Source organism: Mesorhizobium sp. LjRoot246, from assembly GCF_964254115.1.
GTDB lineage: Bacteria > Pseudomonadota > Alphaproteobacteria > Rhizobiales > Rhizobiaceae > Mesorhizobium.
In genome coordinates, this window is the sequence record NZ_CAXUSN020000001.1 from 877,274 (window position 1) to 899,110 (window position 21,837).

General features: G+C 63.5%; 24 protein-coding genes and 1 pseudogene. 14 read left to right on the top strand and 11 right to left on the bottom strand.

Annotated features, from left to right (window positions below):
• Positions 1 to 49: 49 nt before the first annotated feature.
• Both ACSQ3L_RS04065 and ACSQ3L_RS04070 read right to left on the bottom strand, forming a co-directional pair.
• Positions 50 to 511, bottom strand: coding sequence for a thiol-disulfide oxidoreductase DCC family protein (locus ACSQ3L_RS04065; protein ID WP_436158770.1), 462 nt, complete (start codon positions 509 to 511; stop codon positions 50 to 52).
• Positions 512 to 690: 179 nt separating this feature from the next.
• Entirely contained in the window at positions 691 to 831 is a 141-nt protein-coding gene (locus ACSQ3L_RS04070) for a hypothetical protein (RefSeq protein WP_436158771.1), read from the bottom strand.
• 378 nt (positions 832 to 1,209) lie between these two features.
• On the opposite strand from ACSQ3L_RS04070, the gene ACSQ3L_RS04075 reads away from it, so the two are divergent.
• Positions 1,210 to 2,070 (top strand): Ku protein, encoded by an 861-nt coding sequence (locus tag ACSQ3L_RS04075; protein WP_436158772.1) that lies wholly within the window; start codon positions 1,210 to 1,212, stop codon positions 2,068 to 2,070.
• Positions 2,071 to 2,081: 11 nt separating this feature from the next.
• Entirely contained in the window at positions 2,082 to 4,595 is a 2,514-nt protein-coding gene (gene ligD / locus ACSQ3L_RS04080; protein ID WP_436158773.1) for a DNA ligase D, read from the top strand.
• A 216-nt stretch (positions 4,596 to 4,811) separates the two neighbouring features.
• Here the strand turns inward: ligD and ACSQ3L_RS04085 are convergent, their stop codons facing one another.
• A complete protein-coding gene (locus tag ACSQ3L_RS04085; RefSeq protein ID WP_436158774.1) occupies positions 4,812 to 5,486 on the bottom strand; it encodes an ArsR/SmtB family transcription factor in 675 nt (224 codons plus the stop codon).
• A 68-nt stretch (positions 5,487 to 5,554) separates the two neighbouring features.
• Between ACSQ3L_RS04085 and ACSQ3L_RS04090 the strand changes: the two genes are divergently transcribed.
• The 3 genes from ACSQ3L_RS04090 to ACSQ3L_RS04100 all read left to right on the top strand — a co-directional run bounded on the left by ACSQ3L_RS04090 (position 5,555) and on the right by ACSQ3L_RS04100 (position 6,528).
• A complete protein-coding gene (locus ACSQ3L_RS04090; RefSeq protein WP_436158775.1) occupies positions 5,555 to 5,770 on the top strand; it encodes a DUF1127 domain-containing protein in 216 nt (71 codons plus the stop codon).
• Between the two features lie 84 nt (positions 5,771 to 5,854).
• On the top strand, positions 5,855 to 6,187 hold the full coding sequence (locus tag ACSQ3L_RS04095) for an NIPSNAP family protein (RefSeq protein ID WP_436158776.1): 333 nt from the start codon (positions 5,855 to 5,857) through the stop codon (positions 6,185 to 6,187).
• Positions 6,184 to 6,528: an antibiotic biosynthesis monooxygenase family protein gene (locus ACSQ3L_RS04100; protein ID WP_436158777.1), complete on the top strand. Its 345-nt coding sequence runs from the start codon at positions 6,184 to 6,186 to the stop codon at positions 6,526 to 6,528. Before ACSQ3L_RS04095 ends, ACSQ3L_RS04100 begins: the two co-directional genes overlap by 4 nt.
• A gap of 186 nt (positions 6,529 to 6,714) precedes the next feature.
• Here ACSQ3L_RS04100 and mbfA read toward each other — a convergent pair whose 3' ends face one another.
• Positions 6,715 to 7,698, bottom strand: a complete 984-nt coding sequence (gene mbfA / locus ACSQ3L_RS04105) for an iron exporter MbfA (protein WP_436158778.1) — start codon at positions 7,696 to 7,698, stop codon at positions 6,715 to 6,717.
• A gap of 174 nt (positions 7,699 to 7,872) precedes the next feature.
• Between mbfA and ACSQ3L_RS04110 the strand changes: the two genes are divergently transcribed.
• The 3 genes from ACSQ3L_RS04110 to ACSQ3L_RS04120 all read left to right on the top strand — a co-directional run bounded on the left by ACSQ3L_RS04110 (position 7,873) and on the right by ACSQ3L_RS04120 (position 10,177).
• The gene (locus ACSQ3L_RS04110; RefSeq protein WP_024502197.1) at positions 7,873 to 8,196 is read left to right on the top strand and encodes a hypothetical protein; all 324 of its coding nucleotides are present in this window, start codon (positions 7,873 to 7,875) and stop codon (positions 8,194 to 8,196) included.
• Positions 8,197 to 8,502: 306 nt separating this feature from the next.
• Positions 8,503 to 9,480, top strand: coding sequence for a threonine/serine dehydratase (locus ACSQ3L_RS04115; protein ID WP_436158779.1), 978 nt, complete (start codon positions 8,503 to 8,505; stop codon positions 9,478 to 9,480).
• A 97-nt stretch (positions 9,481 to 9,577) separates the two neighbouring features.
• A complete protein-coding gene (locus tag ACSQ3L_RS04120) occupies positions 9,578 to 10,177 on the top strand; it encodes a DNA-3-methyladenine glycosylase (protein ID WP_436158780.1) in 600 nt (199 codons plus the stop codon).
• A 42-nt stretch (positions 10,178 to 10,219) separates the two neighbouring features.
• On the opposite strand, the gene ACSQ3L_RS04125 is transcribed toward ACSQ3L_RS04120, so the two are convergent.
• Complete coding sequence (locus tag ACSQ3L_RS04125; RefSeq protein ID WP_436158781.1) at positions 10,220 to 10,822, bottom strand: NADPH-dependent F420 reductase; 603 nt, start codon at positions 10,820 to 10,822, stop codon at positions 10,220 to 10,222.
• A gap of 120 nt (positions 10,823 to 10,942) precedes the next feature.
• On the opposite strand from ACSQ3L_RS04125, the gene ACSQ3L_RS04130 reads away from it, so the two are divergent.
• Positions 10,943 to 11,872: a LysR substrate-binding domain-containing protein gene (locus ACSQ3L_RS04130; RefSeq protein WP_436158782.1), complete on the top strand. Its 930-nt coding sequence runs from the start codon at positions 10,943 to 10,945 to the stop codon at positions 11,870 to 11,872.
• Between the two features lie 65 nt (positions 11,873 to 11,937).
• On the opposite strand, the gene ACSQ3L_RS04135 is transcribed toward ACSQ3L_RS04130, so the two are convergent.
• Genes ACSQ3L_RS04135 through ACSQ3L_RS04150 form a run of 4 tightly spaced genes read right to left on the bottom strand, consistent with a single transcriptional unit; the run spans position 11,938 to position 15,624 of the window.
• Positions 11,938 to 13,074, bottom strand: coding sequence for an ABC transporter permease (locus ACSQ3L_RS04135; RefSeq protein ID WP_436158783.1), 1,137 nt, complete (start codon positions 13,072 to 13,074; stop codon positions 11,938 to 11,940).
• Positions 13,071 to 13,991, bottom strand: a complete 921-nt coding sequence (locus ACSQ3L_RS04140) for an ABC transporter ATP-binding protein (protein WP_436158784.1) — start codon at positions 13,989 to 13,991, stop codon at positions 13,071 to 13,073. Before ACSQ3L_RS04140 ends, ACSQ3L_RS04135 begins: the two co-directional genes overlap by 4 nt.
• Positions 13,988 to 14,941, bottom strand: coding sequence for an HlyD family secretion protein (locus ACSQ3L_RS04145; protein ID WP_436158785.1), 954 nt, complete (start codon positions 14,939 to 14,941; stop codon positions 13,988 to 13,990). The genes ACSQ3L_RS04140 and ACSQ3L_RS04145 overlap by 4 nt, the downstream gene beginning before the upstream one ends.
• On the bottom strand, positions 14,938 to 15,624 hold the full coding sequence (locus ACSQ3L_RS04150) for a CerR family C-terminal domain-containing protein (RefSeq protein ID WP_436158786.1): 687 nt from the start codon (positions 15,622 to 15,624) through the stop codon (positions 14,938 to 14,940). Before ACSQ3L_RS04150 ends, ACSQ3L_RS04145 begins: the two co-directional genes overlap by 4 nt.
• Before the next feature lie 90 nt (positions 15,625 to 15,714).
• On the opposite strand from ACSQ3L_RS04150, the gene ACSQ3L_RS04155 reads away from it, so the two are divergent.
• From ACSQ3L_RS04155 to ACSQ3L_RS04165, 3 genes are read left to right on the top strand one after another with little or no spacing between them, the layout of a single operon-like run.
• Positions 15,715 to 16,188, top strand: coding sequence for a CYTH domain-containing protein (locus ACSQ3L_RS04155; protein ID WP_436158787.1), 474 nt, complete (start codon positions 15,715 to 15,717; stop codon positions 16,186 to 16,188).
• The gene (locus tag ACSQ3L_RS04160) at positions 16,185 to 17,123 is read left to right on the top strand and encodes a CHAD domain-containing protein (RefSeq protein WP_436158788.1); all 939 of its coding nucleotides are present in this window, start codon (positions 16,185 to 16,187) and stop codon (positions 17,121 to 17,123) included. The genes ACSQ3L_RS04155 and ACSQ3L_RS04160 overlap by 4 nt, the downstream gene beginning before the upstream one ends.
• Before the next feature lie 50 nt (positions 17,124 to 17,173).
• The gene (locus ACSQ3L_RS04165) at positions 17,174 to 18,001 is read left to right on the top strand and encodes a lipo-like protein (protein ID WP_436158789.1); all 828 of its coding nucleotides are present in this window, start codon (positions 17,174 to 17,176) and stop codon (positions 17,999 to 18,001) included.
• An 87-nt stretch (positions 18,002 to 18,088) separates the two neighbouring features.
• Here ACSQ3L_RS04165 and ACSQ3L_RS04170 read toward each other — a convergent pair whose 3' ends face one another.
• On the bottom strand, positions 18,089 to 19,465 hold the full coding sequence (locus tag ACSQ3L_RS04170) for an adenylate/guanylate cyclase domain-containing protein (RefSeq protein WP_436158790.1): 1,377 nt from the start codon (positions 19,463 to 19,465) through the stop codon (positions 18,089 to 18,091).
• Positions 19,466 to 19,613: 148 nt separating this feature from the next.
• On the opposite strand from ACSQ3L_RS04170, the pseudogene ACSQ3L_RS04175 reads away from it, so the two are divergent.
• Positions 19,614 to 19,748, top strand: a pseudogene (locus ACSQ3L_RS04175) (dienelactone hydrolase family protein); the annotation flags it as partial.
• A 23-nt stretch (positions 19,749 to 19,771) separates the two neighbouring features.
• On the opposite strand, the gene ACSQ3L_RS04180 reads toward ACSQ3L_RS04175, so the two are convergent.
• Complete coding sequence (locus tag ACSQ3L_RS04180; RefSeq protein WP_436158791.1) at positions 19,772 to 20,572, bottom strand: helix-turn-helix domain-containing protein; 801 nt, start codon at positions 20,570 to 20,572, stop codon at positions 19,772 to 19,774.
• Positions 20,573 to 20,685: 113 nt separating this feature from the next.
• Between ACSQ3L_RS04180 and ACSQ3L_RS04185 the strand changes: the two genes are divergently transcribed.
• Complete coding sequence (locus ACSQ3L_RS04185) at positions 20,686 to 21,546, top strand: SMP-30/gluconolactonase/LRE family protein (protein ID WP_436158792.1); 861 nt, start codon at positions 20,686 to 20,688, stop codon at positions 21,544 to 21,546.
• Positions 21,547 to 21,837 lie beyond the last annotated feature (291 nt).

Below are 21,837 nucleotides of genomic sequence, written 5' to 3' on the forward strand. Positions count from 1 at the left end.
AGCATATTCAAGCCGGCGAGCGGCGGCTCGTTCTCCAGCAACCACACCCTCAGCCAAGGAACCGCTCGCGCAGTTCCGGAGCAGGAATGTCGCAGCTGTCCTTCTTGCCGAACAACGTGTACCGATTCTTGGCAATGCGGTCGTACAGCCAGTCGCGCAGCGGGCGCGGCAACAGCAGCAAAGCTTTCATCGCCCGCCAGGGCCAGCCGAGTTCCGACATCACGGCGACAAAACTGTCGAGCCGGGTGAAGGCGACGCCGTCGATCAGGACGAGATTGGTTTCGTAGGAGTCGGTGCGCAGTCCATGGGTCCGGAACAGCGCCTCGCCTAACGGCGACTGCGCGGTGGCGAAGCGGAAACGGCTTTGACGGTCGAGCCTGACCACCATGCGCACGAAGCCGGAGCAGAGCACGCAGACGCCATCGAAAACGATCAATGGATGGCGTACATCGAGGACTATTTCGGAGGGATGGTCTGACTTGGGTCGACTTGATTGGGGAAGGTCGGTCACGCTAGCCTCGGCTGCTCGTGTCCTATGACACTAAGCCAGCCAGCGATGGCATCAAAGCCGCGGCGTTGTCGCACGCCGCCTGTCGGCGAGAGCGGGACGCTCGGCGCGATAGGTGGTGGCGCGGGTAGAGGCGGCCGGCCTGCAGATCCGGCTGTCGTGTCGATTTTCGAAAGCCATGATCAGTGCGCGCCCAGCGAACTGCCGCGACGGGCGCAGGCCGGGCCGGGGCCGCGCATGTAATAGCGCTCGGGCCGATAGGTCGGCGCGACGAATTCGCGGAAGGCGGCGACATAGCCGATGAGGTGCGCGAGGAAGTTCATTTTACCTGTCCCTGTCCCGATTTTCGGATGTCCCTTCCGAATTGCGAGAATGATAGCATCGAGGCGTGAATAGTCGGTGAACGTGATGTTAATTTCTGGTCGAAAACCCGTTGCTTCGTGGCCGGAATGCGGCTGATTCGGGGTGTTTCCGTGCTCTTTGTCGCCATTTCGCCTGGTGTGACTTTTGCATCACATATGTTTCGTTTGAATGTCGTCCGCGCGCGGTTCTGTTTCAACTTTTGCCGCGCCCGTGAAATTTCCGTGCTGCACGCCTTTGGCGCCCGGGAAACGATCCTTTGCATCTGAACACCCGCGCGGCGGAACTGGAGCGGCGTCTGTCCGTTCTCACTTTCATCTGGTTCTTGAAGGGAATTTCTCATGGCGCCGCGTCCAGCCTGGAAGGGCTACCTGAAGCTTTCGCTGGTCACCTGTGCCGTCGAGCTGACCAATGTCGTCACCCACACGGAGCGGGTGTCGTTCCGCATTCTCAACCGCAAGACCGGCAATACGGTCAAGCGCATCTATGTCGATGCGGAAACCGGCAAGCCGCTCGGTGAGGCCGACGAGATCAAGGGCTATGAGCTGGACGATGGCGATTTCGTCCATATCGAGGAAGACGAGATCGAGGCGGTGCAGATCGAGTCCTCGCACACGATGGCGCTGGACGGTTTCGTCGACAAAGCCTCGATCCAGCAGATCTATCTCGACACGCCCTACTATGTCGCACCGGCCGACAAGGTGTCGGAAGAGGCATTCGCCGTCATCCGCGACGCCATGGCGGGCAAGAAGATGGCCGGGCTGGCGCGGATCGTGCTCTATCAACGCGAGCGGCCCGTGGTCATCGAGCCACTCGGCAAAGGCATGGTGCTGACGACTCTGCGCTACGACAACACGGTGCGCCAGCCGGAGACTGTGTTTGGCGACATCAAGTCGGTGAAGACCGATCAGGAAATGACCGATCTCGCCGAACTGATCATCGACAAGAAGAAGGCCAAGTTCGATCCTTCGAAATTCGACGACAAATACGAGGAGGCACTGCTGGAGCTGATCCGCGCCAAGAAGGCCGGCCACAAGGCGCCGAAGGCCAAGGCGGTGCCAAAACCCTCCAATGTCGTCAATCTGTTCGACGCGCTGAAGAAGAGCCTGTCGTCGGATAGCGGCTCAGCGAAGGCTTCCTCTTCGCCGAAAGCCAAACGCGGCAAGCCGAAAGCCAGCGCGCCCAAACGCAAATCGGCCTGAGGACACGAGCGATGGCCAGCCTCGAACAGTATCACTCCAAGCGCGATTTCAAGAAGACCGCCGAGCCGGCCGGCAAGATAGCCCGTACCAGGAAGGGCGAGGCGGGCGGCATCTTCGTCATCCACAAGCACGCGGCAACGCGGCTGCATTACGACCTGCGGCTCGAACATGACGGCGTGCTGTGGAGCTGGGCGGTGACGCGCGGCCCGAGCCTCGACCCGCATGAGAAGCGGCTCGCCGTGCATGTCGAGGATCACCCGATCGACTACGCGCCGTTCGAAGGCACCATCCCGAAGGGCGAATATGGCGGCGGCTCGGTCATCGTCTGGGACGAAGGCACCTGGATTCCGGAGGCCGATCCGGCCAAGGCGATGAAGAAGGGGCATATCAGCTTCGAGCTCAAAGGCCACAAGCTGCATGGGTTGTGGCACCTGGTCAGATTGAAACCCCGAGCGGGCGAAAAACGCGACAACTGGCTGCTGATCAAGTCGGACGATGCCGCAGCGCGTCCGGGCGAGGACATCCTGAAGGAAGCGCCGGAATCGGTGAAGTCGGGCCTGACCATCGAGGAGGTCGGCGAGGGCAAGACAGCCAAGAGCGAGAAGCCAAAGGTCTGGCATTCCAGCAAGCCGGCCGCCGGCAAGGCGAAGGCCGGGGGCAAGAAACTCGACTTCATCGAGCCGCAGCTGGCCACGCTGGAGCGCGATGCGCCGCCGGGCAAGGACTGGCTGCATGAGGTGAAGTTCGACGGCTATCGCATGCAGGCGCAGATCGCCGGCACCGACGTGCGGCTGCTGACCCGCACCGGCCTCGACTGGACGGAGAAATTCGGCGGCGAGATCATCGCGGAGTTGGCCGCGCTGAAGTGCAGCGACGCCATCATAGACGGCGAGGTGGTCGTGCTGGCCGACAGCGGTGTTTCGTCCTTCGCGCTGCTGCAGCAGGACCTGTCGGCGAAGCGAACGAATCGCTTCATCTATTACGTCTTCGACCTGATGCGCCTCGACGGCAAGGATCTACGCCGCGAGCCGTTGGTCGAGCGCAAGCAGGCCTTGCAGGAGCTGCTCGGCAAGCAGTCCGACAATCCGGCGGTGCGTTTCAGCGACCATTTCTCCGAGCCCGGCAAGATCATGCTGGAGCATGCCTGCCGCATGGGCCTGGAAGGTGTCGTCTCCAAGCGTGCCGACGCGCCCTATCGCAGCGGCCGCGGCCCCAGCTGGGTGAAATCGAAATGCACGGCGCGGCAGGAATTCGTCATCGGCGGCTATCTGCCGTCGGACAAGACCGGGCGCGGACTGCGCTCGATTCTCGTTGGCTTCCACGAGGGCGGCAAACTGCATTATGCCGGTCGCGTCGGCACCGGTTTTTCCGGCAAGGGCGCCAATGAGCTGAAGGCAAAACTCGATGCATTGACGGCTAAATCATCGCCCTTCGCCGAAGCCGTGCCGAAGGGCAAGGGCCTGGTCTGGGTCAGACCGGAACTTGTCGGCGAAGTGGAGTTTCGCAGTTGGACGTCGGACCGTATAATACGCCACGCCTCGTTCCAGGGATTGCGTGAGGACAAGCCGGCGGAGGAAGTCGTGCAGGAAAAGCCCAAGGCGTCGGCAGGCAAGGCCGCGACAGCCAAGAGCACGGCCAAGACGGCATCGGGCAGCGCGTCGGGGTCGATGACGACCACGGTGAAACTCTCCCATCCCGACAAGCTGTTGTGGCCGGACGAGAAAATATCCAAGCAAGGCCTGCTCGACCATTACGCGCAAGTGTGGCCGCGGATGGAACAGTTCATCGTCAACCGGCCGCTCAGCCTGGTGCGGGCGCCGGACGGGGTCGGCGGCCAGCGTTTCTTCCAGAAACACGCCTCGGCCGGCATGAGCGACAAGATCGCCCGCATGAAGGACCCGACCGACGGCGAGGAGATCCTGTTCATCCGGGACTTCGATGGCGTTGCGGCTTTGGTCCAGTACGGCGTGGTCGAGATCCACATCTGGGGCTGCACCGTTGATGAGCTGGAGAAGCCGGACCAGATCATCTTCGATCTCGACCCCGATGAAGGCGTCGACGTGAAGGCAGTGCGCGAGGCGGCACTCGACATCAGAGGCAAGCTCGACGAGCTGTCGCTGCCGAATTTCGTCAAGACCTCAGGCGGCAAGGGCTATCATGTGCTGGTGCCGCTGAAGCCCTCGGCGGATTGGGAGGCGGTGAAGACCTTCGCCCACGATTTTGCCAAGGCGCTGGAGCAGGGCGCCTCGGACCGCTACACGGCGACGCTGTCGAAGAAGGCGCGCACCGGAAAGATCTTCGTCGACTATCTGCGCAATGGCCGGGGCTCGACGACGGTCGCGCCCTATTCGTCGCGCGCCAAAAAGGGCGCCACCGTGTCGATGCCGGTGACCTGGGCCGAGATCGAGGCAGGGCTGGCCCCGAACGCGTTTCCGATCGGCGACAAAACGACGATGAAGCGGCTGGCGGAAGCCGATCCGTGGAGGGATTTTTTCGAGCAAGGGAAGGTGTTGAAGCGGGGGTGATCCACCGCACGTAGCGCTCTGTCACGCCCCCCTCTGGCCTGCCGGCCATCTCCCCCTCAAGGGGGGAGATTATGCGCTCCGGCGCTTTCGCCAACTATCAACGCTGTAGGGCGAGCGAGACGATGAAACTGCCAATCTCCCCACTTGAGGGGGAGATGCCCGGCAGGGCAGAGGGGGGCGCTGGCCCGCCAGCGTGGCGAAATCAGCGTCGGCCCCTCAACTCAGAAAAACCCGCTCGAACGCCTGCTTGCCCGGCGGCGAGAAAATCACCGCGCGGCTGTCCTTCTCGCGCCGAGCCCATTTCTCGGCAAAAATCTTGTCGAGGATGGCGGCGCCCAGCGTGCCGGCGAGATGCGAGCGCCGCACACTCCAGTCTAGGCAGGCGCGGCACACCGGCCGGCGCGGCTTGGTATAGACGTCGATGCCGATGGCAGCGAAATGCGATGCCGCCGACGGCCCGAGCCTGATCTCCTGTTCGTCGCGGACCAGCACATTCTTGGCGACAAGACGATCGAGCATCGCCACCGCCTGCTCACCGGCGAGGTGGTCGTAGCAGACGCGCGCCACGCGCATGGCTCCATCGCGCGGACCGGGCCGTACGCGCTTTGGGCCGACGGCCTCCGCGACACCGGTGATGGCTTCGATCATGCCCGCCACCTGCGGCCCAGCGAGGCCATAGTAGCGATGCCGGCCCTGGCTCGCCACGGTGAGCAGCCCGCCTTCGATCAGTTTGGACAGATGCGAGCTGGCGGTCGGCAGCGACACGCCGGCCTCGAGCGCCAGTTCGCTCGCCGTCAGCGCCGTGCCGCCCATCAGCGCGTTCAGCATGTTTGCCCGGGCCGGGTCGCCGACCAGGCTGGCGATGTGGGCAATGTCAGGTCCTTCGCGCATAGTTCGTTCCTCATCGAAGCATTCTTGTCAGATAACCACTATTCTCCGATCAGATCAAGGAGACGACGATGACCGCACGACCCGCTTTCCCCTCGACACCGCTCGCCAGCCGTCAATCGTTCCCGTTCGTCACCTGGCTTCGCTCGCGGCTGTTGGCCCGCTGGTATGACCGCCATTTGCAGCGTCTCGACCTCGCCGAGATCGATGATCATTTGCTGCGCGACCTTGGCCTGACGCGGCAAGACGTGCGCCGCGAATGCGCGAAATCCTTCTGGCAGGCCTGACCGCACGACGAACTGCCTAGCAGACCGGGGCGGCAGAACGTTTCGATGCCGCTTGAACTATCGACGCAAACCAAGGAGACCACAATGACCATCACCTGCTTCATCCGCTACGAGATCGACCCGTTCGGCAAGGCGGCGTTCGAGGAGTATGCGCGCAACTGGGGCCAGACCATTCCACGCTGCGGCGCCGATCTGATCGGTTACTACGCGCCGCATGAGGGCTCGGCGACGACCGCCTACGCCGCCTACAACATCGACAGCCTGGCGGCCTACGAAGCCTATCGTGCGCGGCTTGCCGCCGATCCCGTCGGCAAGGCAAACTACGAATTCGCCAAGCGTGAGAGATTCATCCTGAAGGAGGACCGCATGTTCCTGAAACTGGCGTCAGGCCCGCACGCGAAACTGGTGCTGCCGTGATCGCCGTCATCTTCGAGGTCGAGCCGGCGGCGGGCAGGCGCGATGCGTATCTGGGCATCGCCGCCGACTTGCGTCCGCTGCTCGACGGCATCGACGGCTTTCTCTCCATCGAGCGTTTTCAGAGCCTGGTCGACCCGAACCGCATCCTGTCGCTGTCATTTTGGCGTGATGAGGAGGCGGTCAAGGCCTGGCGCAACACCGAGGAACACCGGCAGGCGCAGAAGGCCGGCCGTGGCGGTATTTTTGCCGGCTACCGACTGCGCATCGCGCATGTAGTGCGCGATTATGGACTGACCGAGAGGGATGAGGCGCCGGCCGACAGTCGGGCGGTGAATGGGTGAGGTTCTTCCCTTCTCCCCCCTGTGGGAGAAGGTGTCGCCGAAGGCGACGGATGAGGGGTGTTCCAGCTTGGCGGGAACCTTCGTCTAAAGCGGATACGCAAAGGTACGCAATCAGCGTCTCACTCCGCTGGAACACCCCTCATCCGTCTCACCGCTGCGCGCCGATCCACCTTCCCCGGAAAGAAGCTACGCATTGCCGATCAATACCCCCGCCGCGAACACCAGCGCGCCGCCCAGCACCACCTGGAAGGCGGCGCGCAGGAAGGGCGTCTGCATGTAGCGGTTCTGGACGAAGGCGATTGCCCACAGTTCGAAGAACACCACCACCGCTGCGACGGCGGTCGCCGTCCAGAAATGCGGGATGAGGTAAGGCAATGCGTGGCCAAGACCACCCGCCGACGTCATGACGCCTGTGGTGATGCCGCGTTTCACCGGCGAACCGCGGCCCGACAGCTTGCCGTCGTCGGAAGCCACTTCTGTAAACCCCATCGAGATGCCGGCGCCGATCGAGGCGGCAAGCCCGACCAGAAAAGTCTGCCAGGTGTCATGCGTGGCGAATGCGGCGGCGAAGATCGGCGCCAGCGTCGACACAGACCCGTCCATCAGCCCGGCCAGCCCCGGCTGCACATAGGTGAGGATGAACTGGCGCTGCTCGGCGGCGGCCTCTTCGTCCTTCACTTCGCCCGGCACGTGCTTTTGCTCCAGGCGCTGCGCCAGCGTTTCGTGGCCCAGCTCGGCCACCGCCAGATCGTCGAGCAGTTTCCGGGTCGAGGCATCTGCCGTGCGCTTGGCCGCCTCGACATAGAAAAGGTAGGCTTGCCGCTCCATCGCCTCGGCCTGGCTGCGCACGTGCTCGATGCCGAGCGGCCGCACCAGCCAGTCGGGCTTGCGCTCGTAATAGCCCCTCACATGCTCACGACGGATCAACGGTATGCGCTCGCCGAAACGCTTGCGGAAAAGCCCGATCAGCGCATCGCGATGACCGTCCTCTTCCTCGGCCATCTCCTCGAAGACTTTCGCCGATTGCGGAAAGTTTTCCGTCAACCCGTCGGCATAGGCCCGGTAGATGCGGCCATCGTCTTCCTCCGACGAAATGGCCAGCGCCAGGATCTCCTGTTCGGAGAGCGATTCGAAAGGACGGCGGCCGAGGCCGAAAACGCGGGAAAGCATGAGGAATTCACCCTAGTTTAGAACCATTCTAAACTATGGCTTGTATCGCCTTTGGTCAATTGCGCGCTTGGGTCGCGGTCAAGAATTGTTGAAGCTCGCATGCCAGGCTGCCCCTTCATTATCAGTGAATGTTCACCTATATAACTTGACCTAGCCAGAACAAGGAATCCGCAGATGACGGCAAAACAGCCTCCGCATCCTTATGACCCAAAGCCCGTTCTCGATCTCATCGCCAGCATCGAGGCCGATCTGCAGCGCCTGAAAGGCCTGGTCGAGCAGCAGGTCGAGAAATTCGACCCCGCCAATCCGCACAACAAGGCGCCGGACGGCAAACTGACCGAGGAAGGCGTGGAGTGCTGCTACCGCATGTTCGACGAAGGCAAGTCGCGCTATTCGGTCGCCCAGCAGATGAAGATCTCGTTCGCCGCCGCCAGCCACCGGTTCAACAACTGGCGCAAGCTGGGCGGGAGCAAGAGGCAGAGGACGCTGCTGGGGTGAAACTGGCGAGATGTCAGCGGGACAGCGCCCCCCTCTGTCCTGCCGGACATCTCCCCTTCAAGGGTCTTCAAAGGGGGGAGATTGGCAGTTTCGACTTCGGCGCTTCTCTTGTCGGCGTTGTAAGTTGGTGAGAGCTTTCGTGACGTCTAATCTCCCCCCTTGAGGGGGAGATGGCCGGCAGGCCAGAGGGGGGCGTGCAGCCGTGGCGTTGGCGACGCCAAACTTTGTAACGGTCACATTTTTTCATTGGTGTCGCGCGGCCCTTTCCGTGCACCATGAACGGACAACACTTCCGCAGGATCCGCCATGACCACCCCTCCCGGCATCGCCGACATCCACGCCGCCGCCGCGCGGCTCGCCGGCCTGATCGTCGAAACCCCGTTGATCGAATCGCAGGAGCTGAACAAGCGCTTCGGCGGCCGCATCCTGTTCAAGCCGGAGACGCTGCAGCGCACCGGCTCGTTCAAGTTCCGTGGCGCCTACAACAAGCTGTCGTCGCTCAGTGAAGAGGAACGCAGCCGTGGCGTCGTTGCCTTCTCGTCGGGCAATCATGCGCAAGGCGTCGCGGCATCGGCGGCGATGTTCGGCGTCAAGGCGGTCATCGCCATGCCTTCAGACGCGCCGGCTATGAAGATCGCCAACGTGCGCAAGATGGGGGCCGAGGTGGTGCCGTTCGACCGCTTTCGCGACGACCGCATGGCCGTGGTGCGGCCCTACATCGACAAAGGCATGGTGCTGGTGCCGCCCTTCGACGATGCGGCCATCATTGCCGGCCAAGGCACGATCGGGCTCGAATTGATGCGCCAAGCCAAGGCGCTTGGGGTCAACCTCGACGCGGTCGTCATTCCGTGCGGCGGCGGCGGCCTGTCGAGCGGCATTTCGGTCGCGATCAAGGACGCCTCGCCCGACACCGCGGTCTGGGCGGTCGAGCCCGAGCATTTCGACGATACCCGCCGTTCGCTCATCGAAGGCGCCAGGGTCTCGAACGAACCCGGCCACGCCTCGATCTGCGACGCGATCCTGACCGCCGAGCCCGGCCTGATCACCTTCGAGATCAACCGCAGGAACCTCGCCGGTGCCATCGCCGTCTCCGACAAGGCGACCGCACAGGCGATGCGCGACGCCATGGCCTATCTCAAGCTGGTGGTCGAGCCCGGCGGCTGCGTCGCGCTGGCGGCGCTGTCATCGGGCGAGATCGAACTGTCCGGCAAATGCGTTGCCGTGGTGCTGTCCGGCGGCAATGTCGACTTCGGGACGTATGCCGGGATCATGGCGGCGGCTTGAGACGGCGATGTCCAAGGGGATCTGACATGGAGTATCTGGCGACAGGCTCCGCCTTGGATCACTTCTCGCCCGCCGCCAAATCGTCGCCGCGCTGAGCATGGTCATCTACCGCCCGCTCACGCGTTCTGAGCTGCCCGACGATACAGCATCCCTTGCCCGCACCCTCATCGGCAAGATTGTGGTGCGCGAACTGCCCGAAGGCATCGCCAGCGGCCGCATCGTCGAGACAGAAGCCTACGTCGTCGGCGATGCCGCCGGGCACGGTTACCGGGGCCAGACGCCGCGCAACCGTTCGCTGTTTCTCGACGCTGGGCACGCCTATGTCTATCTCGCCTACGGCATCTCCTACATGCTCAATGTCTCGAGCGAGATGCCGGGGGTCGGAACCGGCGTGCTGATCAGGGCGCTCGAGCCGCTCGAAGGCATTCCGATCATGCGGCTCAATCGCGGCATCGACCGCTTGCGCGACCTGGCGCGGGGACCGGGAAGGCTGGCCCAGGCGTTGCGGATCGATCGTTCGCTCGACGGGCTCGATCTTTGCCGCAAAGGTCCGCTATGGCTCGCACGCGATAGTGACGAGCCCGGCGAAATCGGACAGAGCGTCAGGATCGGCATTTCGAAGGATGCGGACCGCGTGCTGCGGTTCCATGTCCGGAAGAACCCGTTCGTTAGCGGTCCGGCTTCGCTGAACGGCTAGGCGACGGCTGGTCGCCCGCAAGAGGACGCCAGCCCGGGTGTATTATTCGAAGCGAACGAGATTGAGGACCGGCAACGGACCGCCCGGAAACTGGACGAGGCGAGCGCCCAGCGCCAGCGGGCCGAGATCTATGCCATGGAAGCCAAGCCTGCCTATCAGCGCGCCGATTTCGGCCTTGGCCTGCGCGTCATCACCCGAATAGAACAGCACGCGCTTGCCGCCTTCCGCCGCCGGGTCGCTGGCCAACAGCTTTGCCAGCAAATGGTTGAACGCCTTCACCACCCTGGCGCCGGGCACGAGATCGGCAAACACCTCGCTCGAGAAGCGGCCACCGAGATCGACCGGCTTGAACAGCGGCGCCTCGATCGAGTTGTTGGCATCGATGACGATGCGCCCGTTCCAGTCGGGCAGGCCGGCAAGCGCTGCCGGAAGTTTCGACCAGTTGACCGCGACAAGCACGATATCCTTGGCTGCCGCCTCTTGCAGCGTGCCGGCCTTGATCGAGGAGCCGATTGACGCGACGAGCTCCGCCAGTGTCTCCGGGCCGCGGCTATTGGCGATGGTGGCCTCGATGCCGTTCCTGGCTAGCGCGCTGGCGAATGCCTGACCGATATTGCCGGCGCCGATGATGCCGATGCTGTTCATTATCTTCACTCCGTTGGTTTCGTGGGAGTGGATATCGCCCTTTTATTGGTCTAGGATTAGCCGGCATTTGCTTGTCTTATTCTCAAGCATTGGTTGAAAAATTGTTCGTGACGGAGAACGATGGAGACGCTCGCCAATCTCGAATCCTTTGTTCGCAGTGCGGAAGCTGGCGGCTTTTCCGCCGCCGCGCGGCTGCTCGGACTGACACCTGCCGCCGTCAGCCGCAACGTTGCCATGCTGGAGCGCAATCTCGGCTTGCGCCTGTTCCATCGGTCGACGCGCAAACTGGCTCTGACGGAAGCCGGCGAGCGTTTCCTGCACGACATTGGCGGCAATCTCGAAGCGCTGCAAGACGCCATTGCCATGACGTCCAGCGGCGGCAGCGAACCCGCCGGCGTGCTCAAGCTCAGCCTGTCGCCGACGCTTGGCATCGCCTATTGCTTGCCCTTGCTGCCGGCATTTCTCATGCGCTATCCGCTCATCCGCCCGGAATGGCATTTCGAGAACCGGCCGGTGGACCTAGTGGCCGAGGGCTATGATGCGGCAATCGGCGGTGGCTTCGACCTCTCGCCGGGCGTCGTATCGCGGTCGCTAGCGCCGGTCCACGTCATCGCCGTCGCCTCGCCCGCCTATATGGCAGGGCGGACGCCTCCGACCGATCCTCCCGGCCTTGCCGCCTTTGATGGCATTCTCATGCGCTCGCTCACTACCGGCCGCATCCGTCACTGGACGATGCGGGATGCCGCAGGCAATGAGATGGCGGGCTCACCGCGCGAGACCATTGTCGTCAACGATCCGGCCGCCATGCGGCAAGCCGCTCTGCTGGGGCTTGGCGTCACCATGATCGCGGTGTCGGACGCACTGCAGCATCTTGAAAACGGTAACCTCGTCCGGGTGCTGCCGCGCTGGTATGCCGATGCCGGCGCGCTCTCGATCTACTTCGCCAGCCGCAGGCTGCTGCCCGGGAAAACCCGCGTCTTCATCGATTTCGTCGTCGACGCTTTCCGACGCGAACACTTTGCCGAGCGCTTCGCCGGCAGCCTCGGGTGAGGCTCGAGGGAAGCCAGCGCACGCTTCCGTTTCGCCTTGGGACGACGACGCCACGAGCGCGGCGTCTAATCCAGTGTCCGCCTGAACCGCACCAGTGCGACGCCGGCAAACAAGGCCACGAACACCACCAGCCAGCCGATCTCGCTCGCCACCGCCGGCAATTGCGCGCCCTTCAGCATCACCGCGCGGGTGATGCGCAGGAAATGCGTCAGCGGGAAGATCTCGCCGAAGGTCTGCGCCCAGTCCGGCATGCCGCGATAGGGGAACATGAAACCCGACAGCATGATCGACGGCAGGAAGAAGAAGAAGGTGAGCTGAAGCGCCTGCATCTGCGTGCGGGCGATGGTCGAGATCGTATAACCGAGCAGCACCAGCGCCAGCACGAAGATCAGCACGGCGGTCAGGAGCAGCGACATCGACCCCGTGAAGGGGATGGCGAACAGAAGCTTCGCCGCCGCCAGCACCACCACCACCTGCACGGCGCCGACCGCCAGATAGGGCAGCACCTTGCCCATCATGATCTCAAGCGGGCTCGACGGCATCGCCAACAAATTCTCCATCGTGCCGCGCTCGGTCTCGCGCGTCAGCGCGATCGAGGTCATCATCACCATGGTCATCTGCAGGATGACGCCGAGCAGGCCGGGCACGATGTTGTATTGCGAGATGCCTTCGGGATTGTAGCGCCGGTGTACGACGACATCGAGCTGACCCTTGGCGGCCTCGGCGGCGGCTTCCTGCGTGCCTTGCGCCCTCAGCAGCGCCTGGCTGGCGACGGTGCCGAGCGTCGAGATGGCGCCACTGGCCACCGCCGGATCGGTGGCGTCCGCCTCGATGAGTATCTCCGGGTTGTTGCCGCTCTCCACCCGCCTGGCGAAATCGGCGGGGATGGTGACGACGAAGGCGACGTCGCCGCGCGATATCAGGAACTCGGCCTCGGCGGCACTTTGCGCGACATGGTCGAAACGATAGTAGCCGGTGGTCTGCAGCGCCGCGACAATGGCACGCGTGTAGGGATCGTTGCTCGTTGCCACCAGCGCGGCCGGCAGGCTTTTGGGATCATTGTTGATGGCGTAGCCGAACAGCACCAACTGTATCAGCGGTACGCCCAGCATCATGGCGAAGGTGATGCGGTCGCGCCGCATCTGGATGAATTCCTTGATCAGCAGCGCGCCAAGCCGGGCGAAGGAAAAGACATCGTTCATGCCATATTGTCCTTCGAGCCGGACATGAACTGGATGAAGACGTCCTCGAGGCTGGTTTCGCCCGGCGAAACTTTCACGCCCTTGTGCTGCTTCTCGACATCGGTGAGTGCCGCCTCAAGCTTCTTCTTGTCGGAGCCGACGACATGCAGCGTCGCGCCGAACGGCGCCACCTGATCGACGCCGGGGCGGCCCTGAAGCGCTTCGGCCACCTGGTCGAGGCGCGGACCCTGCAGGACGAAGGTGGTCAGCCCGGCATTTTTCACCACTTCGGCGACAGTGCCGGTGGCCAGCATCTTGCCGTAGGAGATATAGCTGATGCGGTGGCAGCGCTCTGCCTCGTCCATGTAGTGGGTGGAGACCAGCACGGTCAGTCCGCCGCTGGCAAGGCGATGGATCTCGTCCCAGAATTCGCGCCGCGCCTTCGGGTCGACGCCGGCCGTCGGCTCGTCGAGCAGCAGCAATTTCGGCTTGTGCATGATGCAGGCGGCCAGCGCCAGCCGCTGCTTCCAGCCGCCCGACAAGGTGCCGGCCAGTTGATCGCGGCGCGACGCCAGGCCGAGGTCCTGCAACGTGCGCGCCACATGTTCCTCGACCGGCTTCAGCCGGTAGAGCCGCGCGACGAATTCGAGATTCTCGCCGATCGTCAGATCCTCGTAGAACGAGAATTTCTGCGTCATGTAGCCGACTTCGCGCTTGATGCGCAGGCTGTCGGTGCGGATGTTGAAGCCGAGCACCGTGCCTTCGCCCTCGTCGGGCGTCAGCAGGCCGCACATGATGCGGATGGTGGTGGTCTTGCCCGAGCCGTTCGGCCCGAGAAAGCCGACGATCTCACCCTCGGCAACCGACATCGTCACATGGTCGACGACGGTCTTGTCACCGAAGCGCTTAACCAGGCCATGGACGTCGATGGCGTTCATTTTGCGCTGTCCGCCAGATCGACATCGACGATCTGCCCCGGCTGCAGCGGGCCGGCATCGCCCTCCGGCCGTGCCTCGACGAGGTAGACCAGCTTCTGCCGGTTTTCGAGCGAATAGATCACCGGCGGGGTGAATTCGGGGTCCGGCGAGACGTAGCTGACGCGCGCCTTCACGGCCGGGCCGCAGCCGTCGCAATGGACGCCGAGCAAGGTGCCGACCTTGACCGAGGAGAAGGCGCTCTCCGGTATGTAGACGCTGAGCTTCACCGCGCCGTCGGGCAGGATCGAAATGACCGGTGCGGTCGGACCGGCCGTGTCGCCCGGATTGCGGATGACATCGTTGACGCGGCCTGGCGAAGGGGCGGCCAGCACCCGCTTCGACAGCCGCCACTGCGCCTGCTCCAGCGTCGCCTGCGCCTGCTTGACCTGGTTGTCGGCGGCCTTGATCGTTTCCGGCCGCGCCGGCAGGCCGCCGACGGCGAGATTGGCGGTGGCCTGGCCGACCTGCGCGTTGGCGGTCTCCAGCGTCGCGGACGCGGTGTCAAAATCGGCCTGCGTGCCGGCGCCGCGCTTGAACAGATCGGCGGCGCGGTCGAATTTGCGCTTGGCGTCGGCGGCCTGGGCGCTGGCCATATCGACCTCGGCCTTCAGCACGGCGATCTCTTCCGGCCGCTTGCCGATCTGCAGGTCGGCCAATTGCGCCTGCGCCTGGGCAAGGCCGGCCTCGGCCTGCGCCACCGCGATCTTCGCATCGGCACTTTCCAGCGTCACCACGGTCGTGCCGGGCACCACACGGTCGCCGCGTTTCACCGCGACGGTCTCGACCTGCGCCACCTCGATCGGCGCCAAAAGCACGTAGTCGCCTTCGACATAGCCGACAGCCAGCGGAGCAGCCGGGGCACAGGCACTGAAGAGCTGCGCGGCGAGCGGCAGCGAACACAGAAAGCTCATGGTCTTTGCCCCTTCGTCCTGGAAGCCAATATGGCCTTGAGATTGCCCGATGTGACCGCCACCACCTTGGCCGCCTCGGTGGCGCCGATGTCGTTCCAGCCCATGCGGCGCATCACCGCCTCGCGGCCGATGCGGAAATAGACGACCTGGCCGATCAGCGTGAACACGGTCAGCCTTGTGGCCTCGCTTTCGGCCGGCTCGCCGGTCGCCTGTTCCCAGAGCTGGCACAGCCGGCGATGCGTCGGCTCGAACACGCCGTCATAGATACGGTCGAGGGCTGCCGTCGGATGCGAAAGCTCGCGCAACACGAACTGCACGATCTCGCCGGCCTGCGGGCTTGCCACGACAAAGCCGACCATCCGCTCCAGCGCCGCGAAGAGCTGGGCCTGCGCCGCCTCCGGGCCAACCGGCATGGGTGTCTGCGCGTCGCCGAGCGCCTGGCCGGCGACCGCCTGGATGGTCTCGACGATGAAGTCGGCGGCAGCGGTGCGAAGGCCCTCCTTGCCGCCGAAATGATAGGCGATCGAACCAATATTGGCTTGCGCCTCGGCGGCGATCTCGCGCGTCGAGGTGCCATCGAAACCCTGCCGCCCGAACAGCTTCAGCGCCGCCCGCACGAGAGCCGCGCGCGTCATCTCGGCGGGCTCGCGGCGAAGACTTTTGGCGTCAGGTGGCTTGATCATGAGCAGCTTTTAATCAATCGATTGATTAAAGTCAACTTCTGCTCGTCATTGTCTTGCCATCGACGGCGGCAAACGCTTTAGTGCGCGGCCATGGGCAAGGAAGTCGAACGAAAATTCCTGGTCACCAGCACCGCCTGGCTAGAACTTGCCGAGGCGGATATCCGTATCCAGCAATTCTATCTCGCTGCCGGCCCCGGGCGAACCGTGCGCGTCCGCATCAGCGATGGCACGTCCGCCAAGCTGACGCTCAAATTCGGCAGCAAGGCGCGCGCGCGCGACGAATTCGAATACCCGATCCCGCTGTCGGAGGCGTTGGAGATGCTGGACTTCGCCATCGGACGTGTCATCGAGAAGACACGTCACCATGTTAGGCACCGTGGCTATCTCTACGAAGTCGATGTCTTTGGCGGCCCGCTTTCGGGACTTGTGGTCGCCGAACTTGAGACGCCGGAGGACGTGCCGGACGAAATGCTGCCTGACTGGCTTGGCCGTGAAGTCACTGGTGAGTCAAAATTCTACAACGCGTCGCTCGCCCTCGGGGGGATACCGGAGATCGCCGCATGAGCTTTCGTATCGATCCGCGCCTGCCGCTGACCGGCGAGGTCAGGCGTATCCTTGCCGAGGAAATCGGCAAGGCATTGGCCCATCTTGACGCCGCGCGCGGTCGGCCGGAACAGGGGCTGCACAAATGCCGCAGGCGGTTGAAGAGCGCCCGTGCCTTGTTGCGTCTCGTTCGTTCCGGCGACGAAACATTCTGCGAGACCGAAAACCAATGCTATCGCAACGTCGCGGCCCTGCTTGCCGGCCCGCGCGAGGCGACGGCGCTGATCGAGACAATCGACCGGCTGGCGGCAAGCTTTCCCAAGGAGAGTGCGGACGACGGGCTGACTGCTGCGCGCGACAGGCTGATCGCGCGCCAGCATGAATTGCACGAGGGCACAGGGCTCGAAGCGGCGATCGGTGCGGCGACCGCCGCTTGCGAGGAAGGCCTGCGCCGCATCGACACGCTGGCCTTGCCCGATCAGCCGGAACAGGCGGCCGACGTGCTTGCCGAAGGCGCCCGCGTCACGCTGCGCCGGGCCAGGAAGGCGCTCGACAAGGCCGGATCGCGCGGCGCGGCCAATGATTTCCACGATCTGCGCAAGGCGGCCAAGACCCACGGCATGCATCTGTCGCTGCTCGGCAGGCTGTGGCCGACACCGATCAAGGCTAGGCGCAAGGCGGTCGACGAACTGGGTGAACGGCTGGGCGACCTACACGATGTGCTGGTGATGCGCGATCTTCTCCAGGCCGGTGACCGGCCGCTCGGACCGCCCGAGGACACGAAGCTTCTGGGCAAGCTTTTGAAGCGGTCGGAGAAGCAGCTGAAGAAGAGCTGTCTGGCCCAGGCGGCCGAGCTGTTCGGCGACAGCCCCAAACGCTCGACCCGCAAACTGGCCCGCAAGGCGCGCGACGACCTGGCTCAGCCGCCGGAAGAGGCCGCGGCGACCGCAAGCTGACCACGTGCGGCTGGCGCACAGCCGCCCGCCCATGCTAATCGCAATACGGCATGACCTCGCCCGGCGACACGCTTCTGGATCGACTTGGCCGCTGGCTTGCCGGCCGGCTGCAGGAAGAGTCGTCCGGCTACGAACCCTATACGCCGTCCGATGCCGAGACGCTGCGCCGCACGCTCGAGCCCGGCGACATCCTGCTGATCGAGGGCAACCAGAAGATCTCGGCGGCGATCAAGTACCTGACCCAGTCGACCTGGTCGCATGCGGCCTTTTATGTGGGCGACGCGCTGGCCGAACCGGAAGACGGAACGGAACGGCGGCGGCTGATCGAGGTCACGCTCGGCGAAGGCTGCGTCGCCGTGCCGTTGTCGCGCTATCGCACCTACAACACCCGCATCTGCCGGGCGAGCGGACTGGCGCCGGAGGATCGCGACAAGGTCGTCGCCTTCATGATCGGCAAGCTCGGCCTGAAATACGACCTCAAGAACATTTTCGACATGCTGCGTTTCTTCTTCCCGACGCCGCCGGTGCCGGTGCGCTGGCGCCGCCGCATGCTGGCCTTCGGCTCCGGCGACCCGACACGGGCGATCTGCTCGACGCTGATCGCCGAGGCCTATGGCCAGATCCGCTATCCGATCCTGCCCGAGATCACCCGAGCGCCCGGCCGCGCCTCGGCGCAGTCGAACTATTCGCGCAAGGAAATCCTGCACATCCGCCACCACTCGCTGTACACACCGCGCGATTTCGACCTGTCGCCGTATTTCCGCATCGTCAAACCGACGCTGGAATATGGTTTCGACTATCGACAGATGGTCTGGGACGACAAGGCAAGCACAGACGCCGCAGCCGTAAAGGCTGGCGCAATCGCCTCAGACACGTAATGGCTTTCGGCCTGGGTCAGGACATGCCCCTATGGCGCGGCCTACCGCTATCCAGCCGAGGTGCAGGCGTTTCACATGGCGGCCTTATCACGCCGAAACCGCAATAGCACCCTGGTTTTCGGCTCTGTGTTCGACCCAGACATGGACCGGTTCGTCCCGGCCGCGGATGCTCACCGGTCCATGATCGCGCGCATTCAACTGTGTCGTGGGCGATTCCGCCTTCGCGGCCTCAATCAGTCGTGACCCAAAGCAAATATTCGCCTGAAGCTCACGGCAGAGCGACTGCAAACGGCTGGCGACGTTGACGGCGTCGCCCACCACCGCGAAGGACAGATTGCGCTCGCTGCCGACCGCGCCGATGACCACTGCGCCATATTGTGCACCGATCCGAACGTCCAGCGGCGGGTACCCCCTGGACACCCGCTGTACATTCCAGTCTTCGAGAGCGGCGACCATCGCTTCAGCGCACTGGATGGCCCGAGTCGCGTCGTCATGGCTGGCTTGCGGAACCCCGAATGTCGCCATGATGCAATCGCCGATATAGTTATCGACGGTGCCATGGTGGTCGAAAACGACCTGTTCCATGCGACGGTGGAACTGACGCAGAAGTTCGAACACTGCTTCGGCCGGATGATCCTCGGAATAGTGTGTGAAGCCGACGATGTCGGCGAACAGCACCGCGATATCCTGCCGGCGAACCGGGCCGAAGGGCTCGTCATCGGTGGCGAGCTGGTCGACGACATTGGGCGAAAAATGCCGGGCGAGATTGGCGCGGGCGCGCTCTGCCTTGACATAGTCTTCCGACAGATGTCGGGAACGATAGACAACCAGCGCCATGATTGCGCCGATAATCAGCACAACCAACACGTTGGTCGCCTGTGCAAATGTATCGACGAAATTGGGGTTGAGATAGAGGTTCAGTCGCTCTGTCATCGGCAGCGAATAGAGGTTCGTCGCCGGAATGACGGTTCCCGAATGAGAAATCACCCATCCCACCCCGATCGCCCATGTCAAGGCCGCGAGCGCGCCGAGATAGAGCGCCAATCGTGTCGAAAGGGTCAGCGCGCCAAGGCATACGAAAATCAGCAGGAATTTGAAGCTGCCCTCGCGCAGTTGCATCGCGGCCGGCGCGACCTCCAGGGAAAACGGGTTGGGCGTTACCAGCAGAACGGTCAACAGAATGATGTCCAGCGTACCGACGAGGTAACCGATCCACCATCGCGCCGTGCGACGGCGCGCAAAGTGAAACTGGATCAGGCCGACGAGCTGGAACAGCACGAGGCCCGCCAGCACGAAGAGCAGCGAAGCATCCCAGCGGCTGATCAATGAAAAGAAGCAGGAGATCACAGCGAGCGATGCCGTACGGGCCCAGAACTGCAATGCAGCACCCTGGCGTTCTGCGCGCGCCCGCAAATTTTTCAGGCGCGAATAGCGGCGAAGTTCAAGTGTTGGCGGGGTCGGCATAGGATCACTTCGATTCACGGGGACGTGTCACGCATTCGGCAAACCCGCCCTCTACAGGCAAATCAGTGCGCGAACTCTATCATGAATGTGATTTCATTTTTGAATCGCGGCTGCAAAGAGCAAAAAATGTCCGGATAAAAGATCATGGCGAAAACCGCCCGGCGTCATTCTCCACATGGATGCGTTCGGCCCGCGGCCGGTGCTGGGCGGCATGGCGGAACGCCTGGCTGCAGAGGGCTATACCGTGTTGGTGCCGGATCTGTTCTATCCCAACGCGCCATATCCTGCTCGGGATGATTGGCCGCGTCAGGCCGGTAACGGGCGGCGTCCCTTTGCAGGAGCGGCGGGCCGCTCGAACGCACCGGCATCTCGCGGATGCGGACCAATCGGCATGATCGCCGGAAATGGCGTCGCGCCAAAGGCAAACGTCCATTTGTAGCCGACCAGTCCGTCTTCGGGCGTCGTGTGCTGGTCGTGATGGGCGAGCAGTTTGGCGCGGTCGGCGAGATCCTCCGCCTCGCGCCGCACCATCTCCGCCGTCTCGGGCCGCATCCGCCTGGAGAAGCTGACGAAGGTCGCTTCCTTGTCGATATGGGTGATAGCCCAGCCGATGAAATTCTTGTTGGTCATCTCGAACAGCGGCCTGAGCGGCCCTTCGAAATTCCACTGGATCGGCGTCTCGACCAGCACTCTTGCCGTGAGACCGCGGCCGAGCGCAACCAGGCCGAGCTCCTCGAGATCGCGCAGATAGAGGAACATCGAGGCCTCGCTCAGGCCCTGCGAGCGCATGATGCCTTCGGGCGTGAACTTTTCCGACAGCATGACGAAGACGAACAGCAGCGCCGGCCGGCCGGCGAGCCTGCGCTCGATTTCCGGCGCGATGTGGTTGACCGGACCCGGTCCCCGGTTCATCGAGCCAAGCACGTTTTCCAGCTCGACGCCGGCGGCCGCGCAGATCTCCACCAGCCGGTCGAGCTTGCAGTTGCGCTCGTGAAAGATGCGCTTCACCGTCGGTTCGGAAACGCCCATGCGTTCGGCAAGCGCGCGATAGGTGACGCCCTTCGCCTTCAGCGTCCGCTTCAGCGCCTCGAAGATCAGACCGTTCATGGGATGCGCCTCTTGCCGACGGTTTCGTATCGACTTTCGATACTAGCGCTAATCGACCTTTCGGAAAAGTATCGAAAATCATAGCTCTTCGCCGTCATCACAGGAGAGCAGTCATGAACACCCTCATCACCTCGGCCTTTCTCGCCGTCATCGGCATTGCAGCAATGCCTGCCGCCGAGGCCGGCGAACTTTGGCGCGCCACCGGCCTCGAACAGCCGGAATCGGCCCTGTTCGACGCCGCCAACAACCGCATCATCGTCTCCAACATCGTCGGCAATCCCGGCGAGGCCGACGGCAACGGCTATCTCTCCGTGCTGTCCGTGGACGGCAAGACGGTCATTCAACACTGGACCGACGGCATGGACGCGCCCAAAGGCATGGCGATAGCGGGCGGCAAGCTCTATGTCGCCGACATCACCAGAGTACGCGTCGTCGACCTCGCTAGCGGCAAGCTCGTCGCCAGCATCGCGGTGCCGAACGCCGTCTTCCTGAACGACATGACGGCGGACCAATCCGGCAAGGTCTATGTCACCGACATGCTGGCCGACGCCATTTACCGCATCGACGGCGAGCGGCCGGAACTGTTCGTCAAAGACGCTACGCTGGCCTCGCCCAACGGCGTCTTCGCCGATGGTAACAGGTTGATCGTCGCCTCCTGGGGCAAGGGCATCAGACCCGACTTCAGCACGGCGGAGCCGGGTGGACTGCTGTCGGTCGACATCGCCAGCAAGGTGGTTTCGCCACTGCCAGGCGCCCAGAAATTCGCCGACCTCGACGGCGTCGTCGCCATCGGCGACACCATCTACGCCACCGCCTACATGACCGGCACGCTCTACCGCTATCAAGCCGGCGCCGCGCCGGAAGCGGTGGCGCATTTCAAGCCGGGCAGCGCCGACATCGGCACGGATGGCAAGTCGATCCTCTATGTGCCGCTGATGAACGAAGGCGAGGTTGCCGCGCTGAAGCTCGATTGAGAGCCGTCCGGCGCCTCCGGGCCGATCTCCGAGACGTTCGCCAACAGCCATGAGATGGAACCGTCGTTCGTCGGCGATAATCGTCAGCATGGCTGTCTGAGACCTAAGCCGCCGCGTGAGTGGCCATTTTTCCAGATACTTCCTGAGAATTGCGAGCTAGGATGTTCCATCTGGGCGGGGGATAACGCGGTTGACTATCTTCAAGACCTTCATGACATCGGCAGCCTTACTGTCGGCGGTTTTCCTGTTGGCGGGTTGCGGGCACGGGTTGATCAACCGGTTGATCTAATC